Origin of the sequence: Pseudomonas sp. 2725 (assembly GCF_050434585.1) — a bacterium.
GTDB classification, from domain to species: domain Bacteria; phylum Pseudomonadota; class Gammaproteobacteria; order Pseudomonadales; family Pseudomonadaceae; genus Aquipseudomonas; species Aquipseudomonas jessenii.
This window is the reverse complement of record NZ_JBNDIV010000009.1, coordinates 119,630-133,474: the sequence shown is the minus strand read 5'-3', so window position 1 is coordinate 133,474 and position 13,845 is coordinate 119,630. Positions and strand designations below refer to the sequence as shown.

Annotated in this window: 12 protein-coding genes; 6 read left to right on the top strand and 6 right to left on the bottom strand. The window is 60.8% G+C overall.

Features of this window, described 5'->3' with window-relative positions:
* Positions 1 to 2 precede the first annotated feature (2 nt).
* On the bottom strand, positions 3 to 836 hold the full coding sequence (locus ABIE16_RS24430; protein WP_429522121.1) for an aldo/keto reductase: 834 nt from the start codon (positions 834 to 836) through the stop codon (positions 3 to 5).
* On the bottom strand, positions 820 to 2,568 hold the full coding sequence (locus ABIE16_RS24425; RefSeq protein ID WP_429522120.1) for an FAD-dependent oxidoreductase: 1,749 nt from the start codon (positions 2,566 to 2,568) through the stop codon (positions 820 to 822). The genes ABIE16_RS24430 and ABIE16_RS24425 overlap by 17 nt, the downstream gene beginning before the upstream one ends.
* Before the next feature lie 175 nt (positions 2,569 to 2,743).
* Here ABIE16_RS24425 and ABIE16_RS24420 point away from each other — a divergent pair, with 175 nt between their 5' ends.
* The 4 genes from ABIE16_RS24420 to ABIE16_RS24405 all read left to right on the top strand — a co-directional run bounded on the left by ABIE16_RS24420 (position 2,744) and on the right by ABIE16_RS24405 (position 6,601).
* Entirely contained in the window at positions 2,744 to 3,520 is a 777-nt protein-coding gene (locus tag ABIE16_RS24420) for an IclR family transcriptional regulator (RefSeq protein WP_218497978.1), read from the top strand.
* A gap of 179 nt (positions 3,521 to 3,699) precedes the next feature.
* Positions 3,700 to 4,755 (top strand): Gfo/Idh/MocA family protein, encoded by a 1,056-nt coding sequence (locus ABIE16_RS24415; RefSeq protein ID WP_429522119.1) that lies wholly within the window; start codon positions 3,700 to 3,702, stop codon positions 4,753 to 4,755.
* 2 nt (positions 4,756 to 4,757) lie between these two features.
* Positions 4,758 to 5,573 carry a sugar phosphate isomerase/epimerase family protein gene (locus ABIE16_RS24410; protein WP_429522118.1) on the top strand — a complete coding sequence of 272 codons (816 nt, stop codon included), beginning with the start codon at positions 4,758 to 4,760 and terminating at the stop codon, positions 5,571 to 5,573.
* A gap of 149 nt (positions 5,574 to 5,722) precedes the next feature.
* Positions 5,723 to 6,601 carry a DMT family transporter gene (locus ABIE16_RS24405; RefSeq protein ID WP_090451535.1) on the top strand — a complete coding sequence of 293 codons (879 nt, stop codon included), beginning with the start codon at positions 5,723 to 5,725 and terminating at the stop codon, positions 6,599 to 6,601.
* A gap of 112 nt (positions 6,602 to 6,713) precedes the next feature.
* Here the strand turns inward: ABIE16_RS24405 and ABIE16_RS24400 are convergent, their stop codons facing one another.
* Positions 6,714 to 8,051 (bottom strand): MFS transporter, encoded by a 1,338-nt coding sequence (locus tag ABIE16_RS24400; RefSeq protein ID WP_057713204.1) that lies wholly within the window; start codon positions 8,049 to 8,051, stop codon positions 6,714 to 6,716.
* Positions 8,052 to 8,556: 505 nt separating this feature from the next.
* Here ABIE16_RS24400 and quiC point away from each other — a divergent pair.
* Together quiC and ABIE16_RS24390 are read left to right on the top strand one after the other, a co-directional pair.
* Complete coding sequence (quiC, locus tag ABIE16_RS24395; protein WP_429522117.1) at positions 8,557 to 10,458, top strand: 3-dehydroshikimate dehydratase QuiC; 1,902 nt, start codon at positions 8,557 to 8,559, stop codon at positions 10,456 to 10,458.
* 102 nt (positions 10,459 to 10,560) lie between these two features.
* Entirely contained in the window at positions 10,561 to 11,238 is a 678-nt protein-coding gene (locus tag ABIE16_RS24390; protein WP_057713206.1) for a TetR family transcriptional regulator, read from the top strand.
* 36 nt (positions 11,239 to 11,274) lie between these two features.
* Here the strand turns inward: ABIE16_RS24390 and ABIE16_RS24385 are convergent, their stop codons facing one another.
* The 3 genes from ABIE16_RS24385 to ABIE16_RS24375 all read right to left on the bottom strand — a co-directional run bounded on the left by ABIE16_RS24385 (position 11,275) and on the right by ABIE16_RS24375 (position 13,627).
* Positions 11,275 to 12,129 (bottom strand): shikimate dehydrogenase, encoded by an 855-nt coding sequence (locus ABIE16_RS24385; protein WP_340314645.1) that lies wholly within the window; start codon positions 12,127 to 12,129, stop codon positions 11,275 to 11,277.
* Positions 12,130 to 12,134: 5 nt separating this feature from the next.
* Complete coding sequence (gene aroQ, locus ABIE16_RS24380) at positions 12,135 to 12,575, bottom strand: type II 3-dehydroquinate dehydratase (protein ID WP_429522116.1); 441 nt, start codon at positions 12,573 to 12,575, stop codon at positions 12,135 to 12,137.
* A gap of 140 nt (positions 12,576 to 12,715) precedes the next feature.
* On the bottom strand, positions 12,716 to 13,627 hold the full coding sequence (locus ABIE16_RS24375; protein ID WP_090451530.1) for a LysR family transcriptional regulator: 912 nt from the start codon (positions 13,625 to 13,627) through the stop codon (positions 12,716 to 12,718).
* Between the last annotated feature and the right edge of the window lie 218 nt (positions 13,628 to 13,845).

The window sequence follows — 13,845 nt, the reverse complement described above, 5'->3', positions numbered from 1 at the left end:
GATTATTCGTCGAATGCATCCCACACCGGCGCAAAGTCAGGGCTGACCTGGCGCTCGCGTTTGGACAGGCTGGCGATCAAGGCACGGTCTTCATCATCCAGTCGCACATCCAGCGCCGCGAGATTGGCCAGTTGATTGGGCTCGCTGCTGGCCTTGGGGATCGCGGCCACGTTGGGTTGATCAAGCAGCCATTTGAGCGCGACCTGCGTCGGCAGTACGCCGTGTTTCGCGGCGATCAGCCGGATGGCCGGAATGTCGGATACCTTGTTGCGCGCCAGTGGCGTGTAGGCTGTCAGCGCAAGATCCTGTTGACGGGCGTAGTCGAGCAGGGCGTTTTGTCCGAGCAGCACGTGGTACTCGACCTGGATCGCCGACAGCGGCGCCCCCAGTTCTTCGACGACTTTGCGTAGCAGGGGTAGTGGAAAATTCGCCACGCCAATGTTGCGCGCCAGGCCTTGCTCCTTGAACGACACCAGGGTTTCTATGGTGCGCGGCAAATCCCAATCGGTGGTTGGCCAATGGAGCATGAACAGGTCGACGTATTCGCTGCGCAGGGCTTCGAGGCTACGGTCCATGGAGTGGCGCATGGCATCGGGTTGCAGTTGGTCCCACCAGACTTTGGTCGTGACGTGGATCTGTTCGCGGGGTGTCGGACTGTTCGCCAGCGCCTGACCGACAGCGTCTTCGTTGTTGTATGCCGCTGCCGTGTCGATGTGCCGGTAACCCAGGGCCAGAGCCTGCTCCACTGCTCGGGTGCATTCCTCGCCGAGCATTGGCCAGGTGCCGAGGCCGAGTTTCGGCATGTTCAAACCCTGAGCGTTAATGATGTGCTGCATGGTCGATCTCCTTTTCATAAGCAGTGACACCTGCGATATGGCGCGCGGCGATGTAGCCGAAGGTCAGCGCCGGGCCGAGATTGATGCCGCCAGCGGGGTAGTGACCGCCCATGATGCTGGCCATGTCGCCGCCCGCCGCGTACAGCCCGGCGATGGGTTGCGCCGCGCCATCCAGGACCTGGGCATGATGGTTGACCTTGAGCCCGGCGAAGGTACCGAAGCAGCCCGGCTGGACTTTCACGGCATAGAAGGGGCCTTGTTCGATCGGTGCGACGCATGGGTTGGGCTGTTGCAGTGCGTCACCCTGCTTGCGGTTGTAGGGTGTGGAACCACGGCCGAATTGCGGGTCCTCGCCGTTGCGCGCGTGGCGGTTGTAGTCCGACACGGTGGTGCGCAAGCCAACCGGGTCGATGCCGCAGGCTGCAGCCAATTCCTCAAGGGTGTTGCCGGTTTTCAGATAGCCGCTGCGGATGAAGGATGACAGCGGCACCGGAAATGGCCGAGAGATGCCCAGGCCATATCGACGCTGAAAACCATGGGTGCAGATCAACCACGACGCCACTTCCTCACCCGGCGGGGCGGCGGCGACCATGGCCGTGACGTAGTCGTAGTAGCCGTTGGCTTCATTGACGAAGCGCTGGCCGTTGCTCAGCACACCGATGATGCCCGGTTTGCCGCGCTCGATGATGTGCGGGAAGTGTCCCGTGCTGCCGTCGCTGTGCGGCACCTGCGAAACCGGTGCCCAGGCGACGGCGGACGCCATGTCGCTATTGACCCGGGCACCGGCACTTTCGCCCAGGCGCAGGCCATCGCCGCAAACGCCGAGGGGCGGCAAGGCCAGATGCTCATGCCCGGTCGGTGTGCGGGGGAACAGTGCCTTGCGGCGGTCGATGTCATTGGCGAAACCACCCGCGGCGAGCACCACGGCCTTGCGTGCATGGATGCGCACCGAGCCTTTGCCGGTGTTGACCACCGCACCTCGTACCTGGTCATTCTCGCGCAGCAATCGACTCACGGGCGCTGATTCCCAGAGCAACACACCGAGGTCATCGGCGGATTTCGCCAGGCGCGCCACCAAGGCCACGCCGTTGACCAGTTGCATCGCCCGGCCATGTACGACGAGATCGAACAGGTGGCGGCTGAAGCGCCGCGTAACGTGCCAGGCCGCCGACAGTGAACGGGTCAGGTTGAGGAATGCCGTGAGGTCCGCCCCCGCCATGATCGGCATGCCCATGAACGATGTTTCCCGCATGGTTTTGCGCAGACGCTTGAGCAGTGTGCCGATTTTTCGTGCGTCGTACGGGGCGGCGATTACCGAGCGTCCACCGGTGCCGGCCCCCGGCGTGTCGCCATGAATGTCGGCAATGGCGTTGCCGTCGGCGAATTGCAGCGAGGTGTACTGCTCGAAGAACGACACCATCCGCGGGCCGGCTTCCAGGAAAGCGTCGATCATTGCCGGATCAAAGCGCTCGCCCAGTTCGTGTTTCAGGTAAGTGCGCGGCAGTTCAACGTCTTCGACGATACCTGCGCGTCGGGCCAGCGGGTTGCAAGGCACCCAGGCCCAGCCACCGGACCAGGCCGTGGCACCGCCGAACACCGGGTCCTTTTCTACCACTATGACTTTCAGTCCATGCCACGCGGCGGTCACGGCCGCCGACAGTCCCGCCGCACCGGAACCAACGATCAGCACATCGCAGTCGATGTCGGGAAGAAAGTGCGCTTGGGCAGGCATTGTTTGAACTCCGGTGTTTTATTGTTTTGGAATCTTGTTCCAGAAAATATAGGAATCAGGTGAAGCCGAACAAGTCTTGAGGGTGTAAAACGGGCGGTTATCGAACGTTCAGTTCCAGATTTCGCATTCGTTCAGATGTCTTCTAGAATCGAGCAAATTTTGCGTGGAAGCGACCATGGCCGGCAGTCAGATCGAACGTGTTTTCAGTGTGCTCGAAAGCCTCACCAGCGATCCCCGTGGCCTGCCGATGCAGACCCTGGCAGAGCAACTGGATATCCCCAAGAGCGCGACCCATCGCCTGCTGGCCGAGCTGATCCGCCTCGGTTACGTGCGGCAGAATCCGGATAATCTGCGTTATCACCTCTCGACCAAACTGGTGGCGATGGGCTTCCGTTACCTGTCGAGCAGCGGTGCCGACATCGTGCAGCCAGTGCTTGACCGCTTGGCGCAGGAAACCGGCGAACTGGTGCGTCTCGGGGTGATCGACGGTGAGCGTCAGACCTGGATCGCCAAGTCCCAGGGCGCGCGCTCCGGTCTGCGTTACGACCCGGACATGGGCCGCGATGCGCCGTTGTTTTACACAGCCTCGGGGCATGCGTGGCTGGCCTGCATGAGCGATGCCGAAGCCTTGTCGCTGGTGGAGCGGCAGGGCGCACAAGTGCCGGAACATGTGGGGCCGAACGCGCCGCGCTCGAACATCGAATTGCTCGAACGCCTGCGTCTGGCGCGGGACCAGGGCTACGCCTGGGTCGAGGAGAGCTCGGCGGTCGGCACTTCGGCGATTGCGGCAGTGGTGCGCCATCCCGCCGATGGGCGGGTGATCGGCGTGCTCAGCGTCGCCGGGCCGAGTGCACGGATGCCGGGGGCGCGGCTGCATGAGCTGGCGCCGTTGTTGCTGGCGTACACCGAGGAGTTGAGTGCAGCGAGCCTGGCGTCGGAGTTGTTCAACTAAGGCCTGTGCAAATCGACTGCATTCGCGAGCAAGCCCGCTCCCACATTTTGAACAGTGTCCAGCTTGAGAAGCTGTGCGCTGTTCGAACACTTTCAGGATAGGTCTGTGTAAGAATCTGGAACCAGGTTCTAAATTATTGGAGTTCATCGCTCCAATAACACTCACAAGAGGACCGTATCTTGAATTCGCCACTTCGCATCGCCCTGATCGGTGCTGGCAACATGGGCCAGCAGCACTACCAGCATCTGCAATCCCTGACTGAAGCGACGTTGTGCGCCGTGGCCGATCCGGGACCGCAGGCGGCCAGTCTTGCGGCGCAATGGGGCGTAGCCTGTTTCGCCGATCATCGTCAGATGCTGGAGCAGGCGAAACCGGACGCCGTGATAGTCGCCAACCCGAACACGCTGCACGTCAGCACGGCCCTCGATTGCCTCGCGGCCGGCGTGCCGGTATTGCTGGAAAAACCGGTGGGCGTGCACCTGGATGAAGCCAGGGAGCTGGTGACTGCCTCGAAGACCAGTGGCGTTCCGGTACTGGTCGGACATCATCGTCGCCACAACCCGTTGATCGCCCGCGCCCACGAGCTTGTCCACAGCGGCGCATTGGGTCGGTTGACCACGGTCACGGCGCTCTGGCAGTTGCGCAAGCCCGACAGCTATTTTGAAACACCCTGGCGGCGCGAGGCCGGCGCGGGGATGCTGTTGACCAACCTGATCCACGACCTCGATCTGCTGCGGCATTTGTGCGGTGAAGTGCGCCAGGTTCAGGCCATCACCAGCAACGCCATTCGTGGGTTTGCCAACGAAGATTGCGCGGCGGTACTGCTGCAATTCGACAACGGTGCACTGGGCAGCCTGACCGGCTCCGATGCGGTGGCTGCGCCCTGGAGCTGGGAGCTGGATTCGGGGGAGAACCCGGTGTACCCGCGTCATCCTGATCAACCGTGCTACTTGCTGGCCGGGACAGGTGGGGCGCTGAGCATTCCGCAGCTTAAACGCTGGCACTACAACGATGTCGATGGCGGCTGGCATCAACCGTTGCTGGCAACCCAGGAAAACTTCAGTGCCGATGAAGCCCTGCGTCTGCAGTTGCAGCACTTCGTGCGTGTTGCACGCCGGGAGGTCGAGCCGCTGGTGAGTGCCGCCGATGCCGCGCGTACGTTGGCGCTGATCGAAGCCATCCGCGAAGCCGCCGAAACCGGGCGTGCCTGCGCGCCATCCTTGATCGAGGGGTGAGCATGAGCGAGCGTATCTTCTCTCTGGCCAGCCTGACCGTGCTGGAGTTGTCACCGCCCGATATGGTCGAGGTCGCCGCGCGGGCCGGTTACAGCCATGTCGGCTTGCGTCTGGTACCGGCAACCCCGGAGGAGCACCATTTTGCCCTGGTGGCCGACCACGAACTGCGGCGCCAGACCCTGGCGCGTCTGCGCGATACCGGTATTCGGGTGCTGGACGTCGAAATCCTGCGGCTCAAACCGGAAACCGTCGTCGCCGATTTCGAAAGAGTCCTCGCTGTGGGTGCCGAGTTCGGCGCCAGTGAGTTGCTGGTGGCCGGTAACGACCCTGATGAACAACGGCTGACGGAACATTTTGCCGAACTCTGTGATCTGGCGGCACTCTATGGGCTGCACCCGCATCTGGAGTTCATGCCCTGGACCGATGCGCGCAATCTTCAACAAGCCGCGCGAATCGTGGAAAACGCCGGGCGTGAAAATGGCGGCGTACTGGTGGACGCCTTTCACTTCGACCGCTCTGGATCGCTGTTGGAAGAACTGGTCAAAGTTGCCCCCTCACGGTTACGGTATGCACAGTTGTGTGACGTCGCAGGACCACGGCCGGCGGATATGGCGGAGATCTTGCGTCAGGCGCGTAACGAGCGGCGTTTCCCCGGCGATGGCGATTGTGACCTGCCGGGGTTGTTGCGCGGTTTGCCGGCTGACATTCCATTGAGCCTGGAGATTCCCACCGTGCAGTTGCTGGAGCAGGGCGTGAGTGGGTTGGAGCGGGCGCAGATGGCGCTGGATAAAACCCGGGAATTGTTTGCGCGGCTCTAATCGGTGCTGCGCACCTTTCGCTGGTAGGAGCGAGCTTGCTCGCGATGGTCGTCAACGATAATGAAGGCTGCCTGGAAAAACATGGCGCCCTCAGGTTCATCGCGAGCAAGCTCGCTCCTACAAAATAAGGATGTAATAAAGGAAACCCAATGACCGTCAGCACCCCGCTTTCCGGCGTCAATCAGCCCTTCAAAGGGATCCTGCTGATCGTTGTCGCAACCTTCCTGTTTTCCACCCACGACGCCTTTTCCAAATACCTCTCCGGTTTCTATCCCATTGTCATGGTGGTCTGGGCGCGCTACGTGGTTCACACCTTGTTGATGGCCGGGATTTTCCTGCCGCAGTCCGGGTTGCGGGTGCTTCGCACCAAACGGCCATTGCTGCAGGTGATCCGGGCGCTGTGCCTGCTGGGCACCAGTCTGTTTTTCACCACGGGACTGATGTACATCCCGCTGGCCGAGGCCACGTCGGTCAACTTCCTCGCTCCGGTATTGGTCACCGCGCTGTCGGTACCGCTGCTTGGCGAGCGGGTGACCCGGGGGCAATGGCTGGCGGTGATTTTCGGTTTTAGCGGAGTGCTGATCATCGTTCACCCCGGGGGCGATCTGTTTACCCCGGCGGTGTTGCTGCCGTTCTGCTCGGCGCTGTTTTTTTGCTTCTACCAACTGCTGACCCGCAAGCTCAGCGAGATCGACAGCCCGACCACCAGTAACTTCTTCGCAGGCTTGTGCAACACGCTGGTGATGAGTGCGCTGGTGCCGTTCTTCTGGCAGACGCCGAACCTGGTGCATGGCGCGATGATGCTGGCGCTGGGGGCCTGCGGGATGACGGCTCACCTGTTCCTGACCCAGGCTTTCCGCCTCGCGGCACCGGCACTGCTGGCACCGTTCAGCTATTGCCAGATCATCTTCGCCGGCCTGCTGGGCTGGCTGCTGTTTTCCCATACGCCGACACTGACCACCGTGCTCGGCATCGCCGTGATCTGCTGCAGCGGGTTGGCGGCGGCCTGGCAGCAAAGCCGCCGGTAAAAAAACCTGTGGGAGCGAGCTTGCTCGCGAAGGCGATGTATCAGACAACATCAATGTTGAATGACAGTCCGCTTTCGCGAGCAGGCTCGCTCCCACAGAGGGTGACGATGTTTTATTCGGTGACGGTCGGAATCTTGCGCGGTGCCATGAAGTACATCCAGATCAGCGCAATGAAGTACATCGCCGGAATCATGGTGAACAGCACGGTGTAGTTGTTGTTGGTGATGGTCAGGATGTGGCCGACCAGTTGGGTCATGAACATCCCGCCAATCGCCGCACACATGCCACCGAAGCCGAACACCGTACTCATCATGTGCTTGGGCGTGTAGTCCATCACCAGGCTCCAGATGTTCGCGGTCCAGGCCTGATGCGCGCCGATGGCCAGGGAGATGGCGGCCACCGCAACCCACAGGTTGCTGGAACCGGCCGCCATGATCACGCCGATGATGCAGCAGGCGAACAGGAACATGGACATCAGTCGCGCCTTGATCGGGTTGACGCCGCGACCGATCAGGAACGAGGAGAGGATGCCGCCGCCAACGCTACCGAAGTCGGCAGTGAGGTAGATGATGATCAGCGGGATACCCATCTGGGTGACGTTGATGCCCAGGTTGTATTGCTGATTGAGGAACGGTGGCAGCCAGTACAGGTAGAACCAGAACACTGGCGCAGTGATCGAGTAGGCGAGGGCGAAGGCCCAGGTGCCGCGCATGCGCAGGATTTTCGAGAACGGCACGCGGGTTTGTTCCGGCTCGACTTCTTTCTGGATGTAGTCCAGCTCCGACTGTTTCACGCTCGGGTGGTCTTCCGGGTTGAAGTACTTCAAGCCCCAGAACAGCAGCCAGATCCCGCCCAGTGATGCCATGCACAGGAACGCGGCCTGCCAGCCCCAGACGTGCAGGATCAGTGGCAGCAGCATCGGCGTGAACATCGCGCCGACGTTGGTCCCGGCATTGAAAATACCGGTGGCTACCGCACGTTCACCGGCCGGGAACCACAGGCGCGTGGTTTTCACGCAGGCCGGGTAGTTGGCCGCTTCGGTCAGGCCGAGGATGAATCGGCAGACCATGAAGCCGACCGCCGAAGTGGCCAGGCCGTGGGCACCGGTCGCCAGGCTCCAGAGCAGCACGGCGCAGAAGAACACGCGCTTGACGCCGACCCGGTCGATCAAACGGCCTTGCAGCACGAAACCGATGGCGTAACCGACCTGGAACCAGAAGTTGATGTTGGCGTAGTCCATCGCCGTCCAGCTCATTTCCTTGGCCAGGATAGGCTGCATCACGCCCAGGGCGGCGCGGTCGATGTAGTTCAGGGTGGTGGCGAAAAACACCAGCGCCAGCATGCCCCAACGGGTTTTGCCGACTGCCATGGCGCCGCGAATCTTGTCGCCGATGCCACCTGTGGCGGTGCTCATGGCAGGTGCCATGCGAGAACTTTGAGAAGGAATCATGTGTGCCATCCGTTCAATGACTGACAAGCGGGGCTCGTCGTGACTTCAAGGGCGCGTGATCAATCGGTCTGTCGCGGCGTGCGCGAAAGGGCTGATCGGCTGTGTTCGTCGGCTGACGGGTTATTCAGCGAGCGGCACGGTTGTGCCGGCGGAGCGCGGGGTTCGGATGGACGCCAGGCAAGGCGTAATGACGGTAGAGCGAGTGAGCAAGGCGTTGAATGAGCGCATGAGCGTATACCCGTTTTTTGAAATTTTTATGTGGTGTTCTGGGTCTTGTTGACCGGGGCCGACGATTTCAAGACCGGACCCAATGTGGTGTTGATGTTGCGCAGTGAACAAAAAATCGTCAATTCGCTATCGGCCATTGTGTTCGATAATCGCACGCAAAACTAACTGGGTAGTACACTTTAAATTGCTCAATGCATCGACCAGCTCAATAATCCGTTCACTCTTTTAAAAGCGGCGCAAATTCCCTGTAGCCGAAGCCTCCACCGGGAGCCGAAACATGCAGCGTTCCATTGCCACCGTATCCTTGAGCGGTACCCTGCCGGAAAAACTCGAAGCCATTGCCGCCGCCGGGTTCGACGGCGTCGAGATTTTCGAGAACGACCTTCTCTACTACGACGGTAGTCCACGGGAAATTAAACAGATGTGCGCCGATCTCGGGATCGCCATCACCCTGTTTCAACCGTTCCGTGATTTCGAAGGTTGCCGCCGCGATCGCCTGTCGCGCAACCTGGAGCGCGCCGAGCGTAAATTCGACCTGATGCAGGAGTTGGGCACTGACCTGGTGCTGGTGTGCAGCAATGCCTCGGCCGAGTCCATCGGTGATGAACAGGTTCTGGTCGACGACTTGCGACTGCTGGCCGAGCACGCCGGGGCACGTGGCCTGCGCATCGGCTACGAAGCACTGGCCTGGGGCCGGCATGTGAACACCTGGCAACAGGTGTGGAACATCGTGCGTCAGGCCGATCACCCAAGCCTCGGCGTGTTGCTGGACAGCTTTCACACCCTGTCGCTCAAGGGCGATCCAAGTGCTATCGCCGAGATTCCCGGCGACAAGATTTTCTTCGTGCAAATGGCTGACGCGCCGATCCTGGCCATGGACGTGCTGGAGTGGAGCCGGCATTTTCGCTGCTTCCCGGGCCAGGGTGAATTCGACTTGCCGGGGTTCCTCGCGCCGATCATCAAGAGTGGCTACACCGGGCCTCTGTCGCTGGAAATCTTCAACGATGGCTTCCGCGCCGCGCCGCCACGAGCCAACGCCGCCGACGGCTTGCGTTCGTTGCTGTATCTGGAAGAGAAAACCCGCGAGCGTCTGGCCCAGGAAGCCAAGCCTGCGGCCAACTCTGAGATTCTGTTCGAGACGCCCAAGGCCAGTGAGTACAACGGCATCGAGTTTCTCGAGTTCGCCGTGGACGAAAGCCTCGGCGCCAAGCTCTCGCATTGGCTTGAGCGACTGGGTTTCGTCAAGGCCGGGCAGCATCGTTCCAAGAGCGTCAGCCTGATGCGCCAGGGCGATATCAATTTGATCCTCAACTCCGAACCTTACTCCTTCGGCCACAGCTTTTTCGAAGCCCACGGCCCTTCGTTGTGCGCTACCGCCGTGCGGGTCAAGGACAGCGCCAGTGCGCTGGCACGAGCCGTGGCTTACAAGGGTCAACCCTATCGCGGGCTGGTGGGCCCCAATGAACTGGAACTGGCGGCGGTACGTGCGCCGGATGGCAGCCTGATTTATCTGGTGGACCAGGATGCCGACGTCTACGGTACCGACTTCAATCTGCTGGCGGATGCACCGGTCAGCGGTGGCCTCAAGCGCATCGACCACATGGCCATGGCGCTGCCGGCCGACAGCCTCGACAGCTGGGTGCTGTTCTATAAGAGCCTGCTGGATTTCGAGGCAGACGATGAAGTCGTGCTGCCGGATCCTTATGGTCTGGTGAAGAGCCGTGCCTTGCGTAGCCGGGACAGTTCGATCCGCCTGCCACTGAACATTTCCGAGAACCGCAACACCGCGATCTCACACGCGCTGTCGAGTTATCGCGGCTCCGGCGTGCACCACATCGCGTTTGATTGTGATGACATCTTTGCCCAGGTCAGCCGTGCAAAAGAGGCGGGCGTGCCGCTGTTGGATATTCCGCTCAACTACTACGATGACCTGGCGGCGCGGTTCGATTTCGACGACGAGTTCCTCAGTGAGCTGGCCTACTACAATGTGTTGTACGACCGCGACGCCCAGGGCGGTGAACTGTTTCATGTGTACACCGAGCCGTTCGAGGGGCGGTTCTTCTTCGAGATCATCCAGCGTAAAAACGGTTATGCCGGCTACGGCGCGGCCAACGTCGCGGTGCGCCTGGCGGCCATGGCCAAATCCCGTAGCGGTGCATTGCGCCAGGCGAAGTTGTAGGTAATTCGTAAACGCGGGATTAAACGTGGGCCGCGCGGCTTCCTTCACTGTGCCGTGCAGCCCATAATCGCCAGCCTGTGCAGTGATGGCCGTGAGCCCGCAATGACAATGACTTCAGAACTCCCCGCAGCCTCCGTAGAACCTGGTGCCGAGCCGCGCAAGAGTCGCAAGAACAACCCGGAAAAGACCCGCGAAAACATCCTGCAGGAGGCGATTGTCGAATTCGTCCAGCAGGGGCTTTCCGGTGCCCGTGTCGATGCCATCGCCGAGCGCATCCACACCTCCAAGCGCATGATCTATTACTACTTCGGCAGTAAGGAACAGCTCTACGTCGAGGTGCTGGAGAAACTCTACGGCGATATCCGCAACACCGAAAATCGCCTGCACCTGGCAGAGCTGGCGCCGGTCGAAGCCATTCGGCGGCTGGTGGAGTTCACCTTCGATCACCATGATCGCAACGTCGATTTCGTGCGCATCGTCAGTATCGAGAACATTCACAACGCCGAGTACGTGAAGCGCTCCGATGCGATCAAGGCGATGAACAACACTATCCTCGATTCACTGGGCGAGATTCTGCGTCGCGGCGCCGAGCAGGGGCTGTTCCGTACCGGGCTTGATCCGCTGGACGTGCATTTGCTGATCAGTTCGTTCTGCTTCTATCGCGTCTCGAACCGCCATACCTTTGGTGAGATTTTTCAGATCGACCTGCCGGACGAACGTATCAAGCAGCGTCATCGGGAGATGATTTGCGAGTCGGTTCTGCGGTACCTGCAAGCCTGAGGCGAGGTGAGGGGGTTGCCCCCTCACTTCACTCATTCAGTCATTCATGCTCTGGAAATGCTCAAGCATCCGCTGGGCATCCGGGACTACGCCGCTGAACAACTCGAATGCTTTGACCGCCTGAAACACCGCCATGTTGCCGCCGTCCAGCGTCCGGCAACCGAGGGCGCGGGCGTTGCGCAGCAGTTCGGTTTCCAGTGGGAAGTAAACGATCTCCGCCACCCACAATTCGGTTCGCAGCAGCTCGACCGGCACGGGCATGCCCGGCAGTTTTTTCATGCCCATCGGCGTGGTGTTCACCAGGCCGTCAGCCTGGGCCAAGGCGTCGGGCAGGTCATACCCGGCCACCGCCCGACTGACGCCGAAATGCTGATTGAGGTTGTCAGCCAGATCCTGAGCGCGGCGGATGTCCACGTCAAAAATGCTCAGCTGTTGTACGCCTTCGCTCAATAACGCGTGGGCCACCGCCGCACCTGCGCCACCAGCGCCCATCTGTACGACACGTTCAACGGCAACGCCTTTCAAACCCCGGCGAAACCCCTCGGCAAAGCCCAGGCAATCGGTGTTGTGGCCGATGCGTTTGCCATCCTTGAGCACCACCGTGTTGACCGCACCGATACCGCGGGCCTCCGGCGAAAGTTCGTCGAGCAGCGGGATGATTGCCTGCTTGCATGGAAAGGTAATGTTCAGCCCGGTGTAGTTCATGCGCTCGGCAGCCATCAACAGGTCGGGCAGGGCGTTGCTGTCGAGCTTCAACTGATCAAGATCAATCAGGCGATACAGGTAGCGCAGCCCCTGGGCATCGCCTTCATGCTCATGCATGGCCGGTGTGCGGGAAGCCTGGATGCCGGCGCCAATCAGCCCGGCCAGTATCACGTGGTTCTGAGTCACGGCGATCACCCCTTCAAACGATGACTGAAGTGTTCCAGCGCCAGGCGATAGCCATGACTGCCAAAACCGGCCATCACCGCCGTTGCAATGGCGGATACGAACGAATGGTGGCGGAAGGGCTCGCGGGCGTGCACGTTGGACAGGTGGACTTCGATCACCGGCAGTTCGCTGGCGACCAGGGCGTCGCGGATGGCGACCGAGGTGTGGGTCCACGCGGCAGGATTGATGACGATCCCGGTGCAACGACCGCGGGCGGCGTGAATCCAGTCGAGCAATTCGCCTTCATGGTTGGTCTGGCGAAACTCCACCGCCAGGCCGAACTCTTCGGCGGCGCGCGCGCACAGGGCCGAAATGTCTGCCAGGGTTTCGTGGCCGTAAGTCGCCGGTTCACGGGTGCCGAGCAGGTTCAGGTTCGGGCCGTTGAGCACCAGAACGATAGGGGGCATCGGAATCTCTCCACTTGTTATTTTTGGAATCGGCCGAGTGTTTCAGCCTGTGGAGATAAATTGTACTAACTGGTTAATTTGGTCAATTGAAGTGAAGGTATGCAGGCTGTTTGTGGGCGGTGATCGGACACTTTCGCAGGTCAGCGCGGCAGGTGCTCCACGAGGAAATCGATAAACGCCCTCAAGCGCAGCGGTACATGGCGACTTTGCGGGTACAGCAAGGTAAACGGCCGCGAGCGCCCGCCATAGGGCTTGAGCACTTCCACCAGCGAGCCGTCGGCCAGTTCCTTTTCCACGATAAACCGGTAGGTCTGAAACAACCCCGCCCCGTGTTTGGCCAAGGTCACACCGCCCAGCACATCGTCGGAGCAACTGAGGTTGCCCTCGGCCAGAATCTCCCGGGGCACGCCTTCATCGTTGAACAGCCAGGCAATGCGTCGGCCGCTGCTGGGCAATTCGTACTGGATGCATTCGTGGTTTTCGAGGTCGTCGAGGGTTTGCGGAGTGCCGGCCCGTTTCAGGTAATCAGGACTGGCGATCATCACCAGGGCGGCATCTTCCAACGGTCGGGCGATCAGGCCGGAATCCGGGATGGCTCGCACGCGAATCGCCATGTCGTAGCCTTCGCCGACGAAATCGATGTTGCGATTACTGATGTGCGACTCGACCTTCACCGCCGGATAACGCGCCCGAAATTCGGGCAACAGCGGCAGAATTCGATGATGCGCGTAGGTGGTCGGAATACTGATGCGCAACGTACCGGACGGCACTTGCTGCTGACCCATCACCTCGCGCTGGGCCTCGACCAGTTGCGCAAGGGCCTGGCGACATTCTTCGTAGTAACGGCGACCACTGTCGGTCAGCTTCACACTACGCGTGGTGCGCGCGAACAGGCGCACACCAAGGCGTTCTTCCATGCGCGACACCGAACGGCTCACGGCAGCGGGGGTGACACCCGCCACCAGCGCCGCGGCAGTAAAACTGCCGGCCTCGGCGGCCAGGCAAAACAGCTCGATGCTGCCCAACTGAAGATCGTCGAATTGTCGCTGCATGATTGATTACACCGGGGATCAGATGAAGAAACTGGACCAGTATTTATCAGGTGCCAGCGTCGTAATGAAAGGATTTCTTACCATTGCGCGTGGTGTTCCGCAGGGCCGGGTAACGCCAGGACGCTAGTCTGAGGACGCAAGAATTGATTCGACGGCCAATGCCAGCGGTCGGATTCTCCAGGGAATGTCGAATCCTCGGACTCATAAACCTAACGGAT

Excerpts from the sequence above, each read along its gene's own strand:
- ABIE16_RS24425 (WP_429522120.1), bottom strand. The coding sequence starts at position 2,568 with ATGCCTGCCCAAGCGCACTTTCTTCCCGACATCGACTGCGATGTGCTG.
- ABIE16_RS24390 (WP_057713206.1), top strand. The coding sequence starts at position 10,561 with ATGACAATGACTTCAGAACTCCCCGCAGCCTCCGTAGAACCTGGTGCC.
- ABIE16_RS24405 (WP_090451535.1), top strand. The coding sequence starts at position 5,723 with ATGACCGTCAGCACCCCGCTTTCCGGCGTCAATCAGCCCTTCAAAGGG.
- ABIE16_RS24410 (WP_429522118.1), top strand. The coding sequence starts at position 4,758 with ATGAGCGAGCGTATCTTCTCTCTGGCCAGCCTGACCGTGCTGGAGTTG.
- quiC (WP_429522117.1), top strand. The coding sequence starts at position 8,557 with ATGCAGCGTTCCATTGCCACCGTATCCTTGAGCGGTACCCTGCCGGAA.
- ABIE16_RS24400 (WP_057713204.1), bottom strand. The coding sequence starts at position 8,051 with ATGATTCCTTCTCAAAGTTCTCGCATGGCACCTGCCATGAGCACCGCC.
- aroQ (WP_429522116.1), bottom strand. The coding sequence starts at position 12,575 with ATGCCCCCTATCGTTCTGGTGCTCAACGGCCCGAACCTGAACCTGCTC.
- ABIE16_RS24420 (WP_218497978.1), top strand. The coding sequence starts at position 2,744 with ATGGCCGGCAGTCAGATCGAACGTGTTTTCAGTGTGCTCGAAAGCCTC.
- ABIE16_RS24375 (WP_090451530.1), bottom strand. The coding sequence starts at position 13,627 with ATGCAGCGACAATTCGACGATCTTCAGTTGGGCAGCATCGAGCTGTTT.
- ABIE16_RS24430 (WP_429522121.1), bottom strand. The coding sequence starts at position 836 with ATGCAGCACATCATTAACGCTCAGGGTTTGAACATGCCGAAACTCGGC.